11 protein-coding genes are annotated in these 13,767 nt (G+C 67.2%); 5 read left to right on the top strand and 6 right to left on the bottom strand.

Annotation, left to right across the window (positions count from 1 at the left end; all coding sequences use genetic code 11):
* Positions 1 to 66: 66 nt before the first annotated feature.
* From ACI2KI_RS11680 to ACI2KI_RS11670, 3 genes are all read right to left on the bottom strand, one after another.
* A complete protein-coding gene (locus ACI2KI_RS11680; RefSeq protein WP_404620243.1) occupies positions 67 to 3,360 on the bottom strand; it encodes a TonB-dependent receptor domain-containing protein in 3,294 nt (1,097 codons plus the stop codon).
* Between the two features lie 106 nt (positions 3,361 to 3,466).
* Positions 3,467 to 4,423, bottom strand: a complete 957-nt coding sequence (locus tag ACI2KI_RS11675; RefSeq protein ID WP_404620241.1) for a FecR family protein — start codon at positions 4,421 to 4,423, stop codon at positions 3,467 to 3,469.
* On the bottom strand, positions 4,395 to 4,991 hold the full coding sequence (locus ACI2KI_RS11670) for an RNA polymerase sigma factor (protein ID WP_404620239.1): 597 nt from the start codon (positions 4,989 to 4,991) through the stop codon (positions 4,395 to 4,397). Before ACI2KI_RS11670 ends, ACI2KI_RS11675 begins: the two co-directional genes overlap by 29 nt.
* 157 nt (positions 4,992 to 5,148) lie before the next feature.
* Here ACI2KI_RS11670 and ACI2KI_RS11665 point away from each other — a divergent pair, with 157 nt between their 5' ends.
* The 4 genes from ACI2KI_RS11665 to ACI2KI_RS11650 all read left to right on the top strand — a co-directional run bounded on the left by ACI2KI_RS11665 (position 5,149) and on the right by ACI2KI_RS11650 (position 9,674).
* On the top strand, positions 5,149 to 7,161 hold the full coding sequence (locus ACI2KI_RS11665; protein ID WP_404620237.1) for an FAD-dependent oxidoreductase: 2,013 nt from the start codon (positions 5,149 to 5,151) through the stop codon (positions 7,159 to 7,161).
* A gap of 13 nt (positions 7,162 to 7,174) precedes the next feature.
* Positions 7,175 to 7,606 (top strand): nuclear transport factor 2 family protein, encoded by a 432-nt coding sequence (locus ACI2KI_RS11660; RefSeq protein WP_404620235.1) that lies wholly within the window; start codon positions 7,175 to 7,177, stop codon positions 7,604 to 7,606.
* A gap of 20 nt (positions 7,607 to 7,626) precedes the next feature.
* Complete coding sequence (locus ACI2KI_RS11655) at positions 7,627 to 8,160, top strand: PadR family transcriptional regulator (RefSeq protein WP_404620233.1); 534 nt, start codon at positions 7,627 to 7,629, stop codon at positions 8,158 to 8,160.
* A 107-nt stretch (positions 8,161 to 8,267) separates the two neighbouring features.
* The gene (locus tag ACI2KI_RS11650) at positions 8,268 to 9,674 is read left to right on the top strand and encodes an amino acid permease (RefSeq protein ID WP_404620231.1); all 1,407 of its coding nucleotides are present in this window, start codon (positions 8,268 to 8,270) and stop codon (positions 9,672 to 9,674) included.
* Between the two features lie 8 nt (positions 9,675 to 9,682).
* Here ACI2KI_RS11650 and lldD read toward each other — a convergent pair whose 3' ends face one another.
* Genes lldD through ACI2KI_RS11635 form a run of 3 tightly spaced genes read right to left on the bottom strand, consistent with a single transcriptional unit; the run spans position 9,683 to position 12,416 of the window.
* On the bottom strand, positions 9,683 to 10,822 hold the full coding sequence (gene lldD / locus ACI2KI_RS11645; RefSeq protein ID WP_404620229.1) for an FMN-dependent L-lactate dehydrogenase LldD: 1,140 nt from the start codon (positions 10,820 to 10,822) through the stop codon (positions 9,683 to 9,685).
* 10 nt (positions 10,823 to 10,832) lie between these two features.
* Positions 10,833 to 11,594 carry an SDR family NAD(P)-dependent oxidoreductase gene (locus ACI2KI_RS11640; protein WP_404620227.1) on the bottom strand — a complete coding sequence of 254 codons (762 nt, stop codon included), beginning with the start codon at positions 11,592 to 11,594 and terminating at the stop codon, positions 10,833 to 10,835.
* A 24-nt stretch (positions 11,595 to 11,618) separates the two neighbouring features.
* Entirely contained in the window at positions 11,619 to 12,416 is a 798-nt protein-coding gene (locus tag ACI2KI_RS11635) for an IclR family transcriptional regulator (protein ID WP_292083516.1), read from the bottom strand.
* Between the two features lie 150 nt (positions 12,417 to 12,566).
* Between ACI2KI_RS11635 and rhmD the strand changes: the two genes are divergently transcribed.
* Entirely contained in the window at positions 12,567 to 13,760 is a 1,194-nt protein-coding gene (gene rhmD, locus ACI2KI_RS11630; protein WP_404620225.1) for an L-rhamnonate dehydratase, read from the top strand.
* Positions 13,761 to 13,767: the final 7 nt, after the last annotated feature.

The following is a 13,767-nucleotide window of genomic DNA, read 5'->3' as shown; positions in this document are numbered from 1 at the left end:
GCCCGAAACATCCACCGCCCCGCCTCGTTCACATCTTGCTAAAGCCTAACGGCCCGCACGACTAGATCAGAACGACCTGCGAATGGTCGCGTACCACCAGCGGCCGCGGTTCGAGTGAAGGCGACCGTCGTAGCCGTAGCGCTGGTTGGCCAGCGGCGGCTCCTCGTCCGTGATGTTCTTGGCGCCGATGCGGAAACGCGTCCCCTCCAGCGGGCCTTGCTCGAACTCGTACTGAACATAGAGGTTGTGGGTCAGCCATTCGTCCACGACCCAGTAGTCGCCGGTGTCCTTCATGTTGGCCGAGGTGTCGAAGTAGTCGCTGACGTAGCTGGAATAGAAGCCCGTGGTCCACGGCCCCGTGCTCCAGGTCAGGGTGGAGGTCACCTTCCACTCCGGCCGGCCGTTGCGACGCACCAGTTCCTCGACCCCGCCGACCGAGACGCCGGCGATCACGCCGTCGCGCAGACCGTCCAGCAGCAGCTGATAGTCCTCGTTGGCTTCCTGATACATCTTCAGCCACTGGCTGGCGTTCAAGGTCCAGGTGAAGTCGCCGAGCGGCGTGCGACGCAGGCTGTAGTGCAGGCGATAGTCCATGCCTTCGGACTCGCGCGGCTGCAGGTTCAGATAGACGTCGCGGATGGACACGATCGTGCCGACCGGCGCCAGGCCGGCCGCCTGGGCGTCGGCGATCTGCTCGGCCGTGGGATCAGCCCGGACGACGTTCTCGTTGAAGCTGCCGACCTGGCGCAGATAGTAGTCCATGATCAGCTGGTTGGTGGCGCCGAAGATGCCGACCAGATCGGTCTGGTTGATCTTCCAGTAGTCCGCCGTCGCCGTCAGGACGCCGTACTTCTCGGGCCACAGCCTGGGCTCGAAGACCATGCCGAAGGTCAGGTTCTTCGAATGCTCGGGCTTCAGCTCCAGGTTGCCGGCGCGGCTTTCGACGCGGGATTCCGAGGTGCAGTATTCGTTCGAGGTGGTGATCTTGTCGATCGCCCCGATCGCCAGCTGGACCGCACAGGCGGCGTAGTCGCGCCGCGAGTTCGACCGCTCGAAGTCCGGTTGGTGCAGTTGCATCAGGTTCGGCGCGCGGAAGCCCTTGGACCAGGCCCCGCGGAACATCAGCCAGTCGTTCGGACGATAGGCCAGGGCGACCTTGGGCGCCGCGACCGACCCGAACAGGGAATAGTGCTCCACCCGTCCGGCCAGCTGCATGTCGATCGACTTGACGAAGGGAACCTCCATCTCGGGCGAGACGACCGGCACGGCCAGCTCGGCGAAGGCCGAATAGACGTTGCGCGCGCCCGAGCTGTCAGGCGTGAAGGTCACGCCCATGATGTCGCTCTGGAAGGTCTGCCCGGTCAGGTCGGTGAAGTTGATCGTGCCGTTGAGGCGGTCGTCCCGCGTCTCCTTGAAGGTTTCCCGGCGCGCTTCCACGCCGGCGGCCAGGCCGACATCCCCGGCCGGCAGCTGGAACAGATCGGCCTTGGAGACGTGCAGGTCCCACTGCATCAGCTCGGTTTCGGCCGTGCGGCTGGCCTTGACCATGACGCTGTCGACCGTCTCACGGCTGTTGGCGGTGAAGTCGCCGTCCTTGGGGCTGCTCAGGTCGCCGCCGGCGAAGGGGTTGTAGGCGTCCGGCGTGGTGCGGTTGATGGCGGCCTGCAGCTTGGTCATGCTGACCGCGTCCATTACGTCCTCTGTGGTGGCCTGGGAGTAGAGCAGGCCGGTTTCCCAGTCGAAGCCGCGCCATTGACCGCGCAAACCGCCGACCAGGCGGGTCGAGGTGTTCTCGACATCGACATTACGGAAGCCCAGGTCCGCGAAGCGGAAGTCCTGCAGCTCGACCGCCGCCCCCGTCAGCGGCACCGAGGTCAGGCCCGGCAGACGTGCGGTGACGCCCGCGGCGCCCAGCGGGTTCCAGTAGGCCGTCGGCGACATCAGCACGCGTTGATAGCCCAGCGGCGTGTCCTGCTGACGCTGCGACCAGGTGTTGGCCCAGTAGTAGCCGATCTCGCCGAAGGCCTCGACGCCGTTGTCGAACTCGTGGTTGATGAAGGTGAAGAGGTTGGCGCGGTCGACCGCCGAGCTGATCGTCCGCATGGTGTCCAGGTCGTAGCGCAGGTTGGCGTCTTCATTGGCGCCGCTGAGCGACAGGACGCCGTCGTCGAAACAGGTGCCCGCGCGGAAGCCGTCGGTGATGCAGCCCGGATTGGTTCCCGGCTTAACATGGAAGGCGCCGGCCGTGCTGGTCAGCCGCTTGCCGTTGACCGAGGCGGCGGTCTTGTCGAGCTGATAGGTGGTCGGATTCAGGCGCAGGCCCTCGGCCCAGGCCGTGATGGAGCTGTAGGTGACGTAGTCCAGCCCCGTGGCGCGATCGCCGAACCGGGCGGCGCGACCTTCGACCGAGGCGTAGGGCCGCTCCCAGATGAACAGGGCGTCGCGGGTCAGGTAGTCGCCCATGACCGAGATGTTGGTGCGACCGTCGTTGAAGTCCCTGCCCGCCTGGAAGCTGAAGGAATACTCCTCCATGCCGCCTTCGTCGCGGCCCATGCCGGCCTGGGTGCTGAAGCCGGTGAAGTTGCTCTTCAGAACCGTGTTGACCACGCCGGCCACGGCGTCGGTGCCGAACAGGGCGGCCGCGCCGTCGGCCAGGACCTCGACCCGCTGCACGCCCATGACCGGAATGGCGTTGGTGTTGACCGTGGTGACGGGGACGTAGTTCTCGACCTGGGTGCCGGGGTGGTTCACCAGACGGCGGCCGTTCAGCAGGGTCAGGGTGTTGCCCGTCCCCAGACCGCGCAGGTCGATCGAGGCCACGTCGCCGCGCGCGTTGTTGATGCCGCCGTTGTCGGTGTCGGCGTCATTGAAGTTGACGTCGCCCGCCTGGGAGATGGACCGGAACAGGTCGTCGCCGTCCACGGCGCCCGCCGCGTCGATGTCCTGCGCGCCCAGAACCGTGACCGGCAAGGCTTCATTGATGCGCGTGCCCTTGATGCGGCTGCCGACCACCACGACCTCGTCCACCTGGGTCGCGTCCGCCGCCTTTGGGCGCTGGCGCAAAACGAAGGTGCTTCCCTCCCGGCTGACGATCTCCAGATCCGTGTCCTGGATCAGAAGGTTCACCGCCGCCTCGACGTCCATGACGCCGGTCACCGCGCGGGCGCGAACGCCCGACAGATGCGCCGTCGGCGCCGAGATCTGCACGCCGGCCTGACGGGCCAGTTCCGTAATCGCCTGGCTGATCGGCTGGGCCGGAACGTTGAACGTCCGATCCTGCGCCTGAGCCCCATTCACTGCACACAACAGCGCCAATCCCGCGGCGCTCGCCGCCAGGCCCTGCTTCCAAGACGCTCTCATTACCCCGACCCTTGATTCTTTTTTGGACGTCCGCCGTGCGACGGATCACCTCCAAGACGCGGGGCGCGCCGGAATCCTCCGAAAAAAAGCAATTCGTGGTCTGAAATTAGACCAGACGACGGCTCAGCCTGATTTCCTCGGCGTTCACGGCCACGTCCAGATCCAGACTTCCGGCCGCGGCGCGGGCGAAGCTGACGGGGTCGTTGGCCACGAACAGGCCGGTGATCTTCATGCCCGCCACCAGAGGATCGGCGGGCACGATCCGGGTGGGATTGTAGCGCGCGAACTCCCGCGCGGCCCGCATCAGGGTCTCGTCTTCCAGCTGGATGCGGCCGTGCCGCCAGGCCAGTTCGCGGTCGGCGTCGATCTCGCCGACATGGACCGGCGGCGCGCCGTCGGACAGGAAGGCGCGGGTGTTGGCCGCCAGCTCCAGCCCCTGGCCGTGCGGGCCGTTCAGCTCGACCTCGCCGCCGAAGGAGACGACCTGAAGCGGCGCCTTGCCGAGCCGTCGCACCAGGAAGCTGGCGCCGTTGGCGATCACCGCCGCCTCGCCCGAGCGCACCACGAAGGGGCGGCTGGCGTCGGCGACCACGTTGAACAGGGCCTCGCCCGTGGTCAGCACGATTTCGCGCGTCCTGCGGCTGTAGCGGACATCGCCCTCGGACAGGGTGTTAAGCGTCATCACCGAACCGTCGTCCAGCGGCACGACCCGGGTCTCGCCCATGCGGGTCTCGAACGGCTGCGCCCGGGTGCGCAAGGCCGCCAGCGCGCCCGCGCCGCCGACCGCGACCACAGAAACCGAGGCCGCGATCAGACCGCGTCGGCTGATAACCGGCTTGGGCATCGGACGCGTGAACGGAGTGGCCCCGCCCGCCAGCGCGGCCGCCCGGCGGCTGTGCACCGCCACGGCCCGCGCCCGCGCAAAGGCCCCCAGACGCCGCTCGTCGCCCTCCAGCCAGGCGTCCAATTCCGCCTGATCCGCCGGGGACAGGGGTCCGTCGTCAAGCTTCGCCGCCCAGAGGCAAGCGATGCGCTCAACCTCCTGGCTTGTCTGCCTGACCATGAACCCGTCCGCGTTGTTTCTTCTCAGCCTTAGACGCGACCACCGCGCCAAATCCGCCATTCGCATAGGCCGCCATCAGCAAGCCCAGCCCCTTGGCGATGTGTTTTTCGACCGTGCTTTCCGCAATCCCGGTCCGGCGCGAAACTTCCTTCTGCGACAGGCCCGAGACCCGGCTCAAAAGGAATATCTTTCGCGTTTTTTCCGGCAGGCGAGATATCATCTCGGCCAGGACCTGAAGCTCGTTTCGCGCCATGACCGTGTCTTCCGGCGTCAGTTCGTCCACCGCCAGCTGAAGGCTCTCGACCTCGGCCAGCGAGCGGATCGAGACCACGCTCTTGCGGCGCACCCGGCTGACCAGCACCGAATAGGCGGTGCGGAAGAAATAGGCCCGCACGTTGCGGATTTCGGACACGTCAGCGACCGTCACCAGCTTGGCGTAGGCCTCCTGAATGATGTCGTCGACATCGCACTCGGCCTGACGCCCGCGGCGCAGCCAGCCGCGCACCGCCGGCTCGTGCGGCATCACATGCGTGGCAAGCCACAGCGCTCGTTCGTCAGAAACCCCCATGCAGCGCTTCTGCATGACTGGGGCCTTCCGGTTCAACCGCTATTTTGGATAGGGCCAGCCGTGTCGGCGTTCCTTGGCGCAGTCAATTTCAATTCGTTGCATAAACTTTCAACGGCGATAGTATTTATGAAACGGATTGCACAACAGGCCGCCGCCCATGCCCTATCCCGAACTGCTCAAGCCCCTCGACCTGGGCTTCACCACCCTGAAGAACCGGGTGCTGATGGGCTCGATGCACGTCGGCCTGGAGGAGGTCGAGAACGGCTTTGAGCGCATGGCCGCCTTCTACGCCGAGCGGGCGCGCGGCGAGGTCGGGCTGATCGTCACCGGCGGCATCTCGCCCAATGAACGCGGTCGCCCCATGCCCTGGGGCGCCAAGCTGACCACCGAGGAAGAAGCCGAACACCACCGCCAGATCACCGAGGCCGTCCACGCCGAGGGCGGCAAGATCGCCCTGCAGATCCTGCATTTCGGCCGCTACGCCTACCACCCCGACCTGGTCGCGCCCTCGCCCATCCAGGCGCCCATCACCCCCTTCGCCCCCCACGCCCTGACCGGCGAGGAGGTCGAGCAGACCATCGAGGACTTCGGCAACTGCGCCGCCCTGGCCCAGTCCGCCGGTTACGACGGCGTCGAGGTCATGGGGTCCGAGGGTTATCTGATCAACGAGTTCATCGCCGCCCGCACCAACCAGCGCGACGACGAATGGGGCGGGCCCTACGAGAACCGCATCCGCCTGCCCATCGAGATCGTGCGCCGCACGCGTGAGAAGGTCGGGCCCAACTTCATCATCATCTACCGCCTGTCGATGCTGGATCTGGTCGACGGCGGCTCGACCGCCGACGAAGTGGTGCAACTGGCCAAGGCCATCGAGGCGGCGGGCGCCACCATCCTCAACACCGGCATCGGCTGGCACGAGGCCCGCATCCCCACCATCGCCACCAGCGTCCCGCGCGCCGCCTTCGCCTGGGTGACGAAACGGCTGAAGGGCGAGGTCTCCATCCCCCTGGTCGCCACCAACCGCATCAATACGCCGGAGGTGGCCGAGGGCCTGCTGGCCGAGGGCTATTGCGACATGGTGTCGATGGCCCGCCCCCTGCTGGCGGACGCCGCCTTTGTGCAGAAGGCGCGCGAGAACCGCGCCGACGAGATCAACACCTGCATCGGCTGCAACCAGGCCTGTCTGGACCACACCTTCGCCGGCAAGATCACCTCCTGCCTGGTCAACCCCCGCGCCTGCCACGAGACCGAACTGGTCATCACCCCGACCGAAAGCGCGAAGAAGATCGCCGTCGTCGGCGCGGGTCCCGCCGGCCTCGCCTTCGCCGTCACCGCCGCCGAACGCGGCCACGACGTGACCCTGATCGAATCCGCGAAGGAAGTCGGCGGTCAGTTCAACATCGCCAAAAAAATTCCCGGCAAGGAGGAGTTCGGCGAGACGCTGCGCTACTTCTGCAAGCAACTGGAACTGACCGGCGTCAAGCTCCGCCTCAACACCCGCGCCGACGCCAGCGACCTGGCCGACGAGGGCTTCGACGAAATCATCCTGGCCACCGGCGTCAGCCCGCGCACGCCCGAGATCGAAGGGATCGATCACCCCAGGACCCTGTCCTATCTCGACGTCCTGCGCGACGAAGTCCCCGTCGGAAAGTCTGTCGCCGTCATCGGCGCCGGCGGCATCGGCCACGACGTCAGCGAATATCTGGTCGAACGCCATGAAGCCCCGTCCATCGACCGCTTCTTCCGCACCTGGGGCGTCGATCCCGACTACAGGACCGCCGGGGGCCGCACTGCGCCCCAGGTCGAACCGGCGGAACGTCAGGTCTTCCTGATGCAGCGCTCGACCGGCAAGGTCGGCGAGCGCCTGGGCCGTACCACCGGCTGGATTCACCGCGCCGCGCTGAAGATGCACGGCGTCGTCACCGCCAGCGGCGTCGCCTACCGCCGCATCGACGACGAGGGCCTGCACGTCGTCATCGACGGCGCCGACAAGACCCTGCCGGTCGATCACGTCGTCATCTGCGCCGGGCAGGAGCCCCTGCGGGACCTGCACGACGATCTGCTCGCACGCGGCTGCTCGGTTCATCTGATCGGCGGAGCCGACGTGGCCGCCGAACTGGACGCCAAACGCGCCATCGACCAGGGCGTGCGCCTGGCCGCCGCCATCTAACGGAGGAACGCTCATGACGACGCTGAACCTGCATCCCGCCGCCGCCGCTTCCTTGGTGAAATGGCACGACATGGTGGCCCGCGCCGACGTGAGCGATCTGCGCGCCATCGTTCATCCGGACGCGACCTTCCGCTCGCCGGTGGCCTTCAAGGCCTATCACAGCGCCGACGCCCTGATCCTGGCGCTCGGCACGGTCATCACCGTGTTTCAGGACTTCGCCTACCACCGTGAAGCCGCCACCGCCGATGGCCTGAACGTGGTGCTGGAGTTCAGCGCCCGCGTCGGTGAAAAGGGCGTCAAGGGCATCGACTTCATCCGCTTTGACGAAGACGGCCTGATCACGGACTTCGAGGTCATGATGCGCCCGATGAACGGGGTCCAGGCCCTGGCCGCCGAAATGGGCGCGCGGCTCGGCGCCCTGCTGCCCGCCTTCAAGGCGTCCTGAGGTTCGGCTATTCAGGCCCCATGTCCCTGCCCCACGCCCTTCTGACGTCGCTGGCCGAACGCCCCGGATCGGGGTCCGAGCTGGCCGGCCGCTTTGACCGCTCGATCGGCTATTTCTGGCAGGCGACGCACCAGCAGATCTATCGCGAACTGGCCCGCCTCGAAGCCGCGGGCTGGGTCGAGGCGGAACCGGTCGAGGGCGCGCGCGGCGGCAAGCGCCGCTTTTCCATTTTGTCGTCCGGCCGCGAAGAGCTGCGACGCTGGATCAACGAACGTCAGGACCCGCCCGCCATCCGCGACGAACTGATGGTGCGCATTCGCGCCGAGGCCGTCGTCGGCCCGACTGACCTCGCCGAGGAACTGGCCGCCGTCGTCGAGCGCCACCAAGGCAAGCTGGCAGCCTATCTGGAGATCGAGGCGCGGGACTTCCCGTCCGACCCCGTCTCGCCCGAACGGCGACTTCAGCACCTGGTGCTGAAGGCGGGGATCGCGTTCGAGCGCCACCGCATCGCCTTCTGCAACGAGGCCCTCGCCATCCTGCAAACGCCGCGCTAGGCGCCCGGTCCGCAAAAACGTCTATTGTCGTCTTTCGCGCCGAGGCCCCGTTTCATCACGTCCTCGATCCATGCGAAGAGGTCCGCCCCTCCCCCTAGGAACGCCACATGGGCCGCTGGAACGCACGCAAGCGCATCGACACCGACACTCACGCCGCGCATGACGGGCAGGTCCTGCCGCGCACCCTGAGCTGGCCGCATCTGATCGCCATGGGCGTGGGCGCCATCGTCGGCACCGGCATCCTGACCCTGATCGGCATTGGCGCCGACAAGGCGGGCCCGGCCGTCCTGCTGTCCTTCCTGATCGCCGGTTTCGTCTGCGCCTGCGCCGCCCTGGCCTATGCCGAGATGGCCTCGATGATCCCGGCCTCGGGAAGCGCCTATACCTATTCCTATGTGGTCATGGGCGAGGTCTTCGCCTGGATCATCGGCTGGAGCCTGATCCTGGAATACAGCCTGGTGGTCAGCGCCGTGGCGGTCAGCTGGTCAGGCTACGCCGCCCCCCTGCTGAACGGCTGGGCGGGCGTGCCCATGGCCCTGATGCAGGCGCCGCACGCGGGCGGGGTCGCCAACCTGCCCGCCCTCTTCATCATCGCCGTTGTCGCCGCCCTGCTGATCGCCGGCACGCGCAAGAGCGCCAGCCTGACCATGATCCTGGTGGCGGTGAAGCTGTCGGCCCTGGCCGTCTTCGTCTGGTTCGCCCTGCCCCATTTCGACGCCGCCAATCTGGAGCCCTTCAGCCCCTACGGATTCGCGCGCAACATGGGCGCCGACGGCGTCGAGCGCGGCATCATGGCCGCCGCCGCCATCATCTTCTCGGCCTTCTACGGCTTCGACGCCATCGCCACCGCCGCCGAGGAAACCCGCAATCCCAAGCGCGATCTGGCCATTGGCATCATCGGCTCCATGTTCGCCTGCGCCGCCGTCTATACGATCATCGCCCTGGCGGCCCTGGGCGCCACGCCCTTCACCGCCTTCGCCAACAGCCCCGAGCCCCTGGCCCTGATCCTGCGCGAGATCAACCAGCCCGGCGCCGCCCGCTTCCTGGCCGTGACCGCCGTTCTCACCCTGCCGACGGTCATCATGGCCTTCTTCTATGGCCAGAGCCGCATCTTCTTTGTCATGGCGCGCGACGGCCTGCTGCCGCACGGCCTGTCCCGGGTGTCGAAGGGCGGCCGTCCGATCCGCATCACCCTGTTCACAGTCGCCGTCGTCGGTGCCATCAGCCTCTTCCTGCCGCTGGACGAGATCGTCGCCCTGGCCAACGCCGGGTCGCTGGTCGCCTTTACGGCGGTGGCGACCTGCATGCTGATCATGCGCCGCCGCGCCCCCGACGCGCCGCGCGGCTTCCGCACGCCCCTGGCCTGGGTGATCGGCCCCATCGCCATCGCCGGCTGTCTCTACCTTTTGGCCAGCCTGCCGCAGAAGACCCACCTGTGGTTCCTGTTCTGGAACCTGGCCGGGATCGCCGTCTATCTGGCCTATGGCCGTCGCCACAGTCTGGCGGGGAAGTAGCCCGCCTCTTAGGCGAGGGCGCTACGGTCCAGTTGGTCGATGCGCGTCACGCCGGTCAGGGCCATGGCCACCTTCATCTCGGCGGCCATCAGGTTCAGCACATGGCTGACGCCCGCCTCGCCGCGCGCGGCCAGGGCATAGGCCCAGGCCCGGCCGATCAGCACGCCGTCGGCGCCGAGTGCCAGCATCCGCGCAACGTCGAGGCCGGAACGAATCCCGCCGTCGGCCAGCACCGTCAACCGCCCCTCGACCGCGTCGGCGATCGGCGGCAGGGCGCGGGTCGAGGACAGGACCCCGTCCAGCTGACGCCCGCCGTGGTTCGACACCACCAGGCCGTCGCCCCCCAGATCGGCGACGCGCTTGGCGTCGTCCGCGTCCAGCACGCCCTTGATGATCAGCGGCCCCTTCCAGCGCTCGCGCACCCAGGCCAGATCGTCCCAGGTGACGGTCGGATCGAAGTTGTCGCGCATCCAGGCGAAGAAGTCGTCGATGCCGGTCTTGCCCTTCAGCACCGGCGCGACATTGCCCAGCGAATGCGGCCCGCCCCGTACGCCGACATCCCAGGCCCATGCGGGACGGCCGACCGCCTGCATGGCCCGGCGCATGTCGCCGAAGAAGCCCGAGGCCCCGGCCAGACCCGAGTGATAGTCGCGATAGCGCGACCCCGGCACCGGCATGTCGACGGTGAAGATCAGGGCCGGACATTTGGCCGCCTCGGCCAAATCCATCAGGTCGGCCATGAAGGCGCGGTCGCGGATCATGTAGAGCTGGAACCAGAAGGGCGTCGGACTGCCCCCCGCCACCTCGCCGATCGAACAGGCCCCCACCGTGGACAGGGTGAAGGGCACGCCGAAGGCGGCGGCGGCGCGGGCGGCCTGAACCTCGCCGCGCCGGGCGTTCATACCCGCCAGCCCGACCGGCGCCAGGGCCACCGGCAGGCTCTGCTTCTGCCCGAACAGGGTCGTCGACAGGTCGATGTCCGACACGTCGCGCAGCACCCGCTGGCGCAGGGCCACGTCGCGCAGATCGGAGATGTTCCGCCCCAGCGTCGTCTCGGCGTAGGAGCCGCCGTCGATGTAGTCGAACAGGAAGCGCGGCAGACGCCGACGCGCCAGCTCGCGGTAATCGGTGATGGAGGCCGCCTTCACCCCGCCCGCCCTATTGCAGGTTCACAAAGGCGCCGCCGTCGACCAGCAGGGCCGCGCCGGTGACATAGGCCGCCATGTCCGAGGCCAGGAAGGCGACCGCGCCGCCGATGTCCTCGGGCTGCCCCAGACGGCCCAGCGGGATGCGGCCTTCCATGTATTGGCGCTTGGCCGGATCGGCCAGGTCGTCCTTGTTGATGTCGGTCAGGATGGTGCCCGGCAGGACTGAATTGCAGCGGATGCCGTGCTTGCCCAGGGCGATGGCGCAGGACTGCATGAGGCTGTGCACGCCCGCCTTGGTCGGGGTGTAGTGGGTCTGGAACTCGCCGCCGACCAGGGCCGAGATCGAGCTGATGGCGACGATGGCCCCGCCATTGCCCTGCTTGACCATCTGGTTGGCCGCCGCCTGGGTCATGAAGTAGGCGCCGTGCAGGTTGACCTCCATCGTCCGCTTCAGAGTTTCCGCCGGCATGTCGAGGAAGGCGTGGAAGGGGCAGATCCCGGCGTTGGAGACAAAGACGTCCACCTTGCCGAAGGCCTCGACCGCCGCGCTGACGAAGGCGGCGGCGGTTTCCGGCAGGGCCACGTCGCCCTCGACCGAGATGCAACGGCGACCGTGGGCCTCGACCGCGGCGATCACTTCGGCCGCAGCTTCGCCGCCGGCGTAGCTGTTGATCGCCACGTCCGCGCCCTGTTTGGCCATTTCCACGGCCACGGCCGCCCCGATGCCTCGCGATCCTCCGGTGATGAGGACAACCTTGTCTTTAAGCAGCATGGGGGCTCCGTACAGTCAGTTACTTCAGGGTTTGGGGGTCCAGCCCAGGTCGCCGCTGATGGCGTTGGCGGCGTCGGTGACCGTCTTGGTCAGCTCGGCCATCCGGGCGTCGGACATGTATTGTGCGGCGGAGGAGACGCTGATCGCGGCCACGATATGCCCGTCGACCGAACGGATCGGCGCGGCGACGCAGCGAACCTGATCCTCGTTTTCCTCAAGGTCGAAGGCGTAGCCCTTCTCGGCGTAACCGCGCATCCGCTCCATCCAGACAGCGCGAGCGGCGGAATCGAACGGCGCGCCCTCGGGGGCGTAGAAGTCGCTCCACTCCGGCTCGGACTTGTCGAGGATCAGCGCCTTGCCCAGGCCGGTCGAAGCGATGGGGTGACGCTCCCCAAGACGCGAGCCGATGTTGACCCGGCGGCGTCCCGGAACCTTGTCCAGATAAAGAGCGAAGCGGCCGTCCAGCACGCCCAGATGCACCGTGTCGTCAGTCGCAGCCGACAGATGCTCCAGCCAGGGGCGCGCCACGCGCGGCAGGTGCATCTGCTGGCTGGCGGCGTGGCCCAGCTCCAGCAGTTTCGGGCCGAGGCTGTAGCCTTCGCGCGGGCGGAAGGACAGCAGGCGACGATCCACCAAAGCCGAGGCCAGACGGTGGGTGGTGCTGCGCGTCAGCTCCAGCTTCTCGGACAGTTCGGCCAGCGGCAGCGAGCCGTCGATCAACGCGTCGATGACATCCAGACCGCGCAGCAGGGTCTGGCTGCCGGAGGCCTTGACCCCGGTTTCCTCTTCGCCCTCGCCGTGTTCGGTCTTGATTGACGTCATTCGTCCCATCTCGTAATCCTCATTCCCAGAATGTAGCAAAACACGCAAGCGGGCCGCTCAAATGGTTGGCAAGTTTGACGGGTCGCACGGAGGAACGCCAGTGAAATCCCGCATTATGGGAGCGGATTACCGTATCTCGGTGATTTGCCAATGAGCCGCCTGCCGAAAATCAAACACGTCCGCGCATTTGTTGTGAAAAACGACGGCACTGGCGGGGGCGCCGACTATCACGATCAGGGCGACGGCCACTGGATCGACGACCACATCGCCACGCCGATGGCGAAATACCCCGAGTACCGCCAGAGCCGCCGCAGCTTCGGCATCAACGTGCTGGGCACGCTGGTCGTCGAGATCGAAGCGGACAACGGCGTGGTCGGCTTCGCCGTGACCACCGGCGGCGAGCCCGCCGCCTATATCGTCGAGAAGCACCTGGCCCGCTTCCTGGAAGGGCGCGACCCGTCCGAGGTCGAGAAGATCTGGGACCAGATGTATTTCTCGACCCAGTATTACGGTCGCAAGGGTCTGGTGGTGAACGCCATCTCCGGCGTCGACCTGGCCCTTTGGGACCTGCTCGGCCGCCTGCGTCAGGAGCCGGTCTTCGCCATGCTTGGCGGGGCGGTGCGCGACGAGCTGACCTTCTACGCCACCGGCGCCCGTCCCGACAAAGCAAAGGAACTGGGCTTCATCGGCGGCAAGATGCCCCTGCACCACGGCCCGGCCGAGGGCGAGGAAGGCCTGCGCAAGAACCTGGCCGAGCTGGAGGCCATGCGGAACGCCTGCGGCGACGATTTCTGGCTGATGTTCGACTGCTGGATGGCGCTGGATCTCAACTACGCCACGCGCCTGGCCCACGAAGCCCACAAGCTGGGCCTGAAGTGGATCGAGGAGGCCCTCAGCCCCGACGACTACTGGGGCTATCAGTCGCTGAAGAAGAACGCGCCCAAGGGGATGCTGGTCACCACCGGCGAGCATGAGGCCACCCGCTGGGGCTTCCGCATGCTGCTGGAGATGGAATGCTGCGACATCATCCAACCTGACGTGGGCTGGTGCGGCGGCGTGACCGAGTTGCAGAAGATCTCCGCCCTCGCCGATTCCAAGGGCGTGCTGATGATCCCACACGGATCAAGCGTCTATTCCTACCACTTCGTGGTGACGCGCCATAACAGCCCGTTCGCGGAGTTCCTGATGATGGCCCCCGGCGCCGACGAGGTCGTGCCCATGTTCCATCCGCAGCTGATCGGCGAGCCCGTTCCGGTGAACGGCAAGCTGAAGGTTCCCGACACCCCCGGCTTCGGCGTCGAGCTGAACCGCGACATCGCCCTGCACCGCCCCTACGCGCGCTAAGACAAGA

The organism is Brevundimonas sp. NPDC046655 (genome assembly GCF_044901625.1).
In the GTDB taxonomy this organism is placed as follows: domain Bacteria; phylum Pseudomonadota; class Alphaproteobacteria; order Caulobacterales; family Caulobacteraceae; genus Brevundimonas.
This window is presented reverse-complemented; position numbering and strand designations above follow the sequence as displayed.

What these genes read in the sequence shown, in the direction of transcription:
- ACI2KI_RS11680 (WP_404620243.1), bottom strand. Translation starts at nt 3,360, where the DNA reads ATGAGAGCGTCTTGGAAGCAGGGCCTGGCGGCGAGCGCCGCGGGATTG.
- ACI2KI_RS11675 (WP_404620241.1), bottom strand. Translation starts at nt 4,423, where the DNA reads ATGGTCAGGCAGACAAGCCAGGAGGTTGAGCGCATCGCTTGCCTCTGG.
- ACI2KI_RS11670 (WP_404620239.1), bottom strand. Translation starts at nt 4,991, where the DNA reads ATGGGGGTTTCTGACGAACGAGCGCTGTGGCTTGCCACGCATGTGATG.
- ACI2KI_RS11665 (WP_404620237.1), top strand. Translation starts at nt 5,149, where the DNA reads ATGCCCTATCCCGAACTGCTCAAGCCCCTCGACCTGGGCTTCACCACC.
- ACI2KI_RS11660 (WP_404620235.1), top strand. Translation starts at nt 7,175, where the DNA reads ATGACGACGCTGAACCTGCATCCCGCCGCCGCCGCTTCCTTGGTGAAA.
- ACI2KI_RS11655 (WP_404620233.1), top strand. Translation starts at nt 7,627, where the DNA reads ATGTCCCTGCCCCACGCCCTTCTGACGTCGCTGGCCGAACGCCCCGGA.
- ACI2KI_RS11650 (WP_404620231.1), top strand. Translation starts at nt 8,268, where the DNA reads ATGGGCCGCTGGAACGCACGCAAGCGCATCGACACCGACACTCACGCC.
- ACI2KI_RS11640 (WP_404620227.1), bottom strand. Translation starts at nt 11,594, where the DNA reads ATGCTGCTTAAAGACAAGGTTGTCCTCATCACCGGAGGATCGCGAGGC.
- ACI2KI_RS11635 (WP_292083516.1), bottom strand. Translation starts at nt 12,416, where the DNA reads ATGACGTCAATCAAGACCGAACACGGCGAGGGCGAAGAGGAAACCGGG.
- rhmD (WP_404620225.1), top strand. Translation starts at nt 12,567, where the DNA reads ATGAGCCGCCTGCCGAAAATCAAACACGTCCGCGCATTTGTTGTGAAA.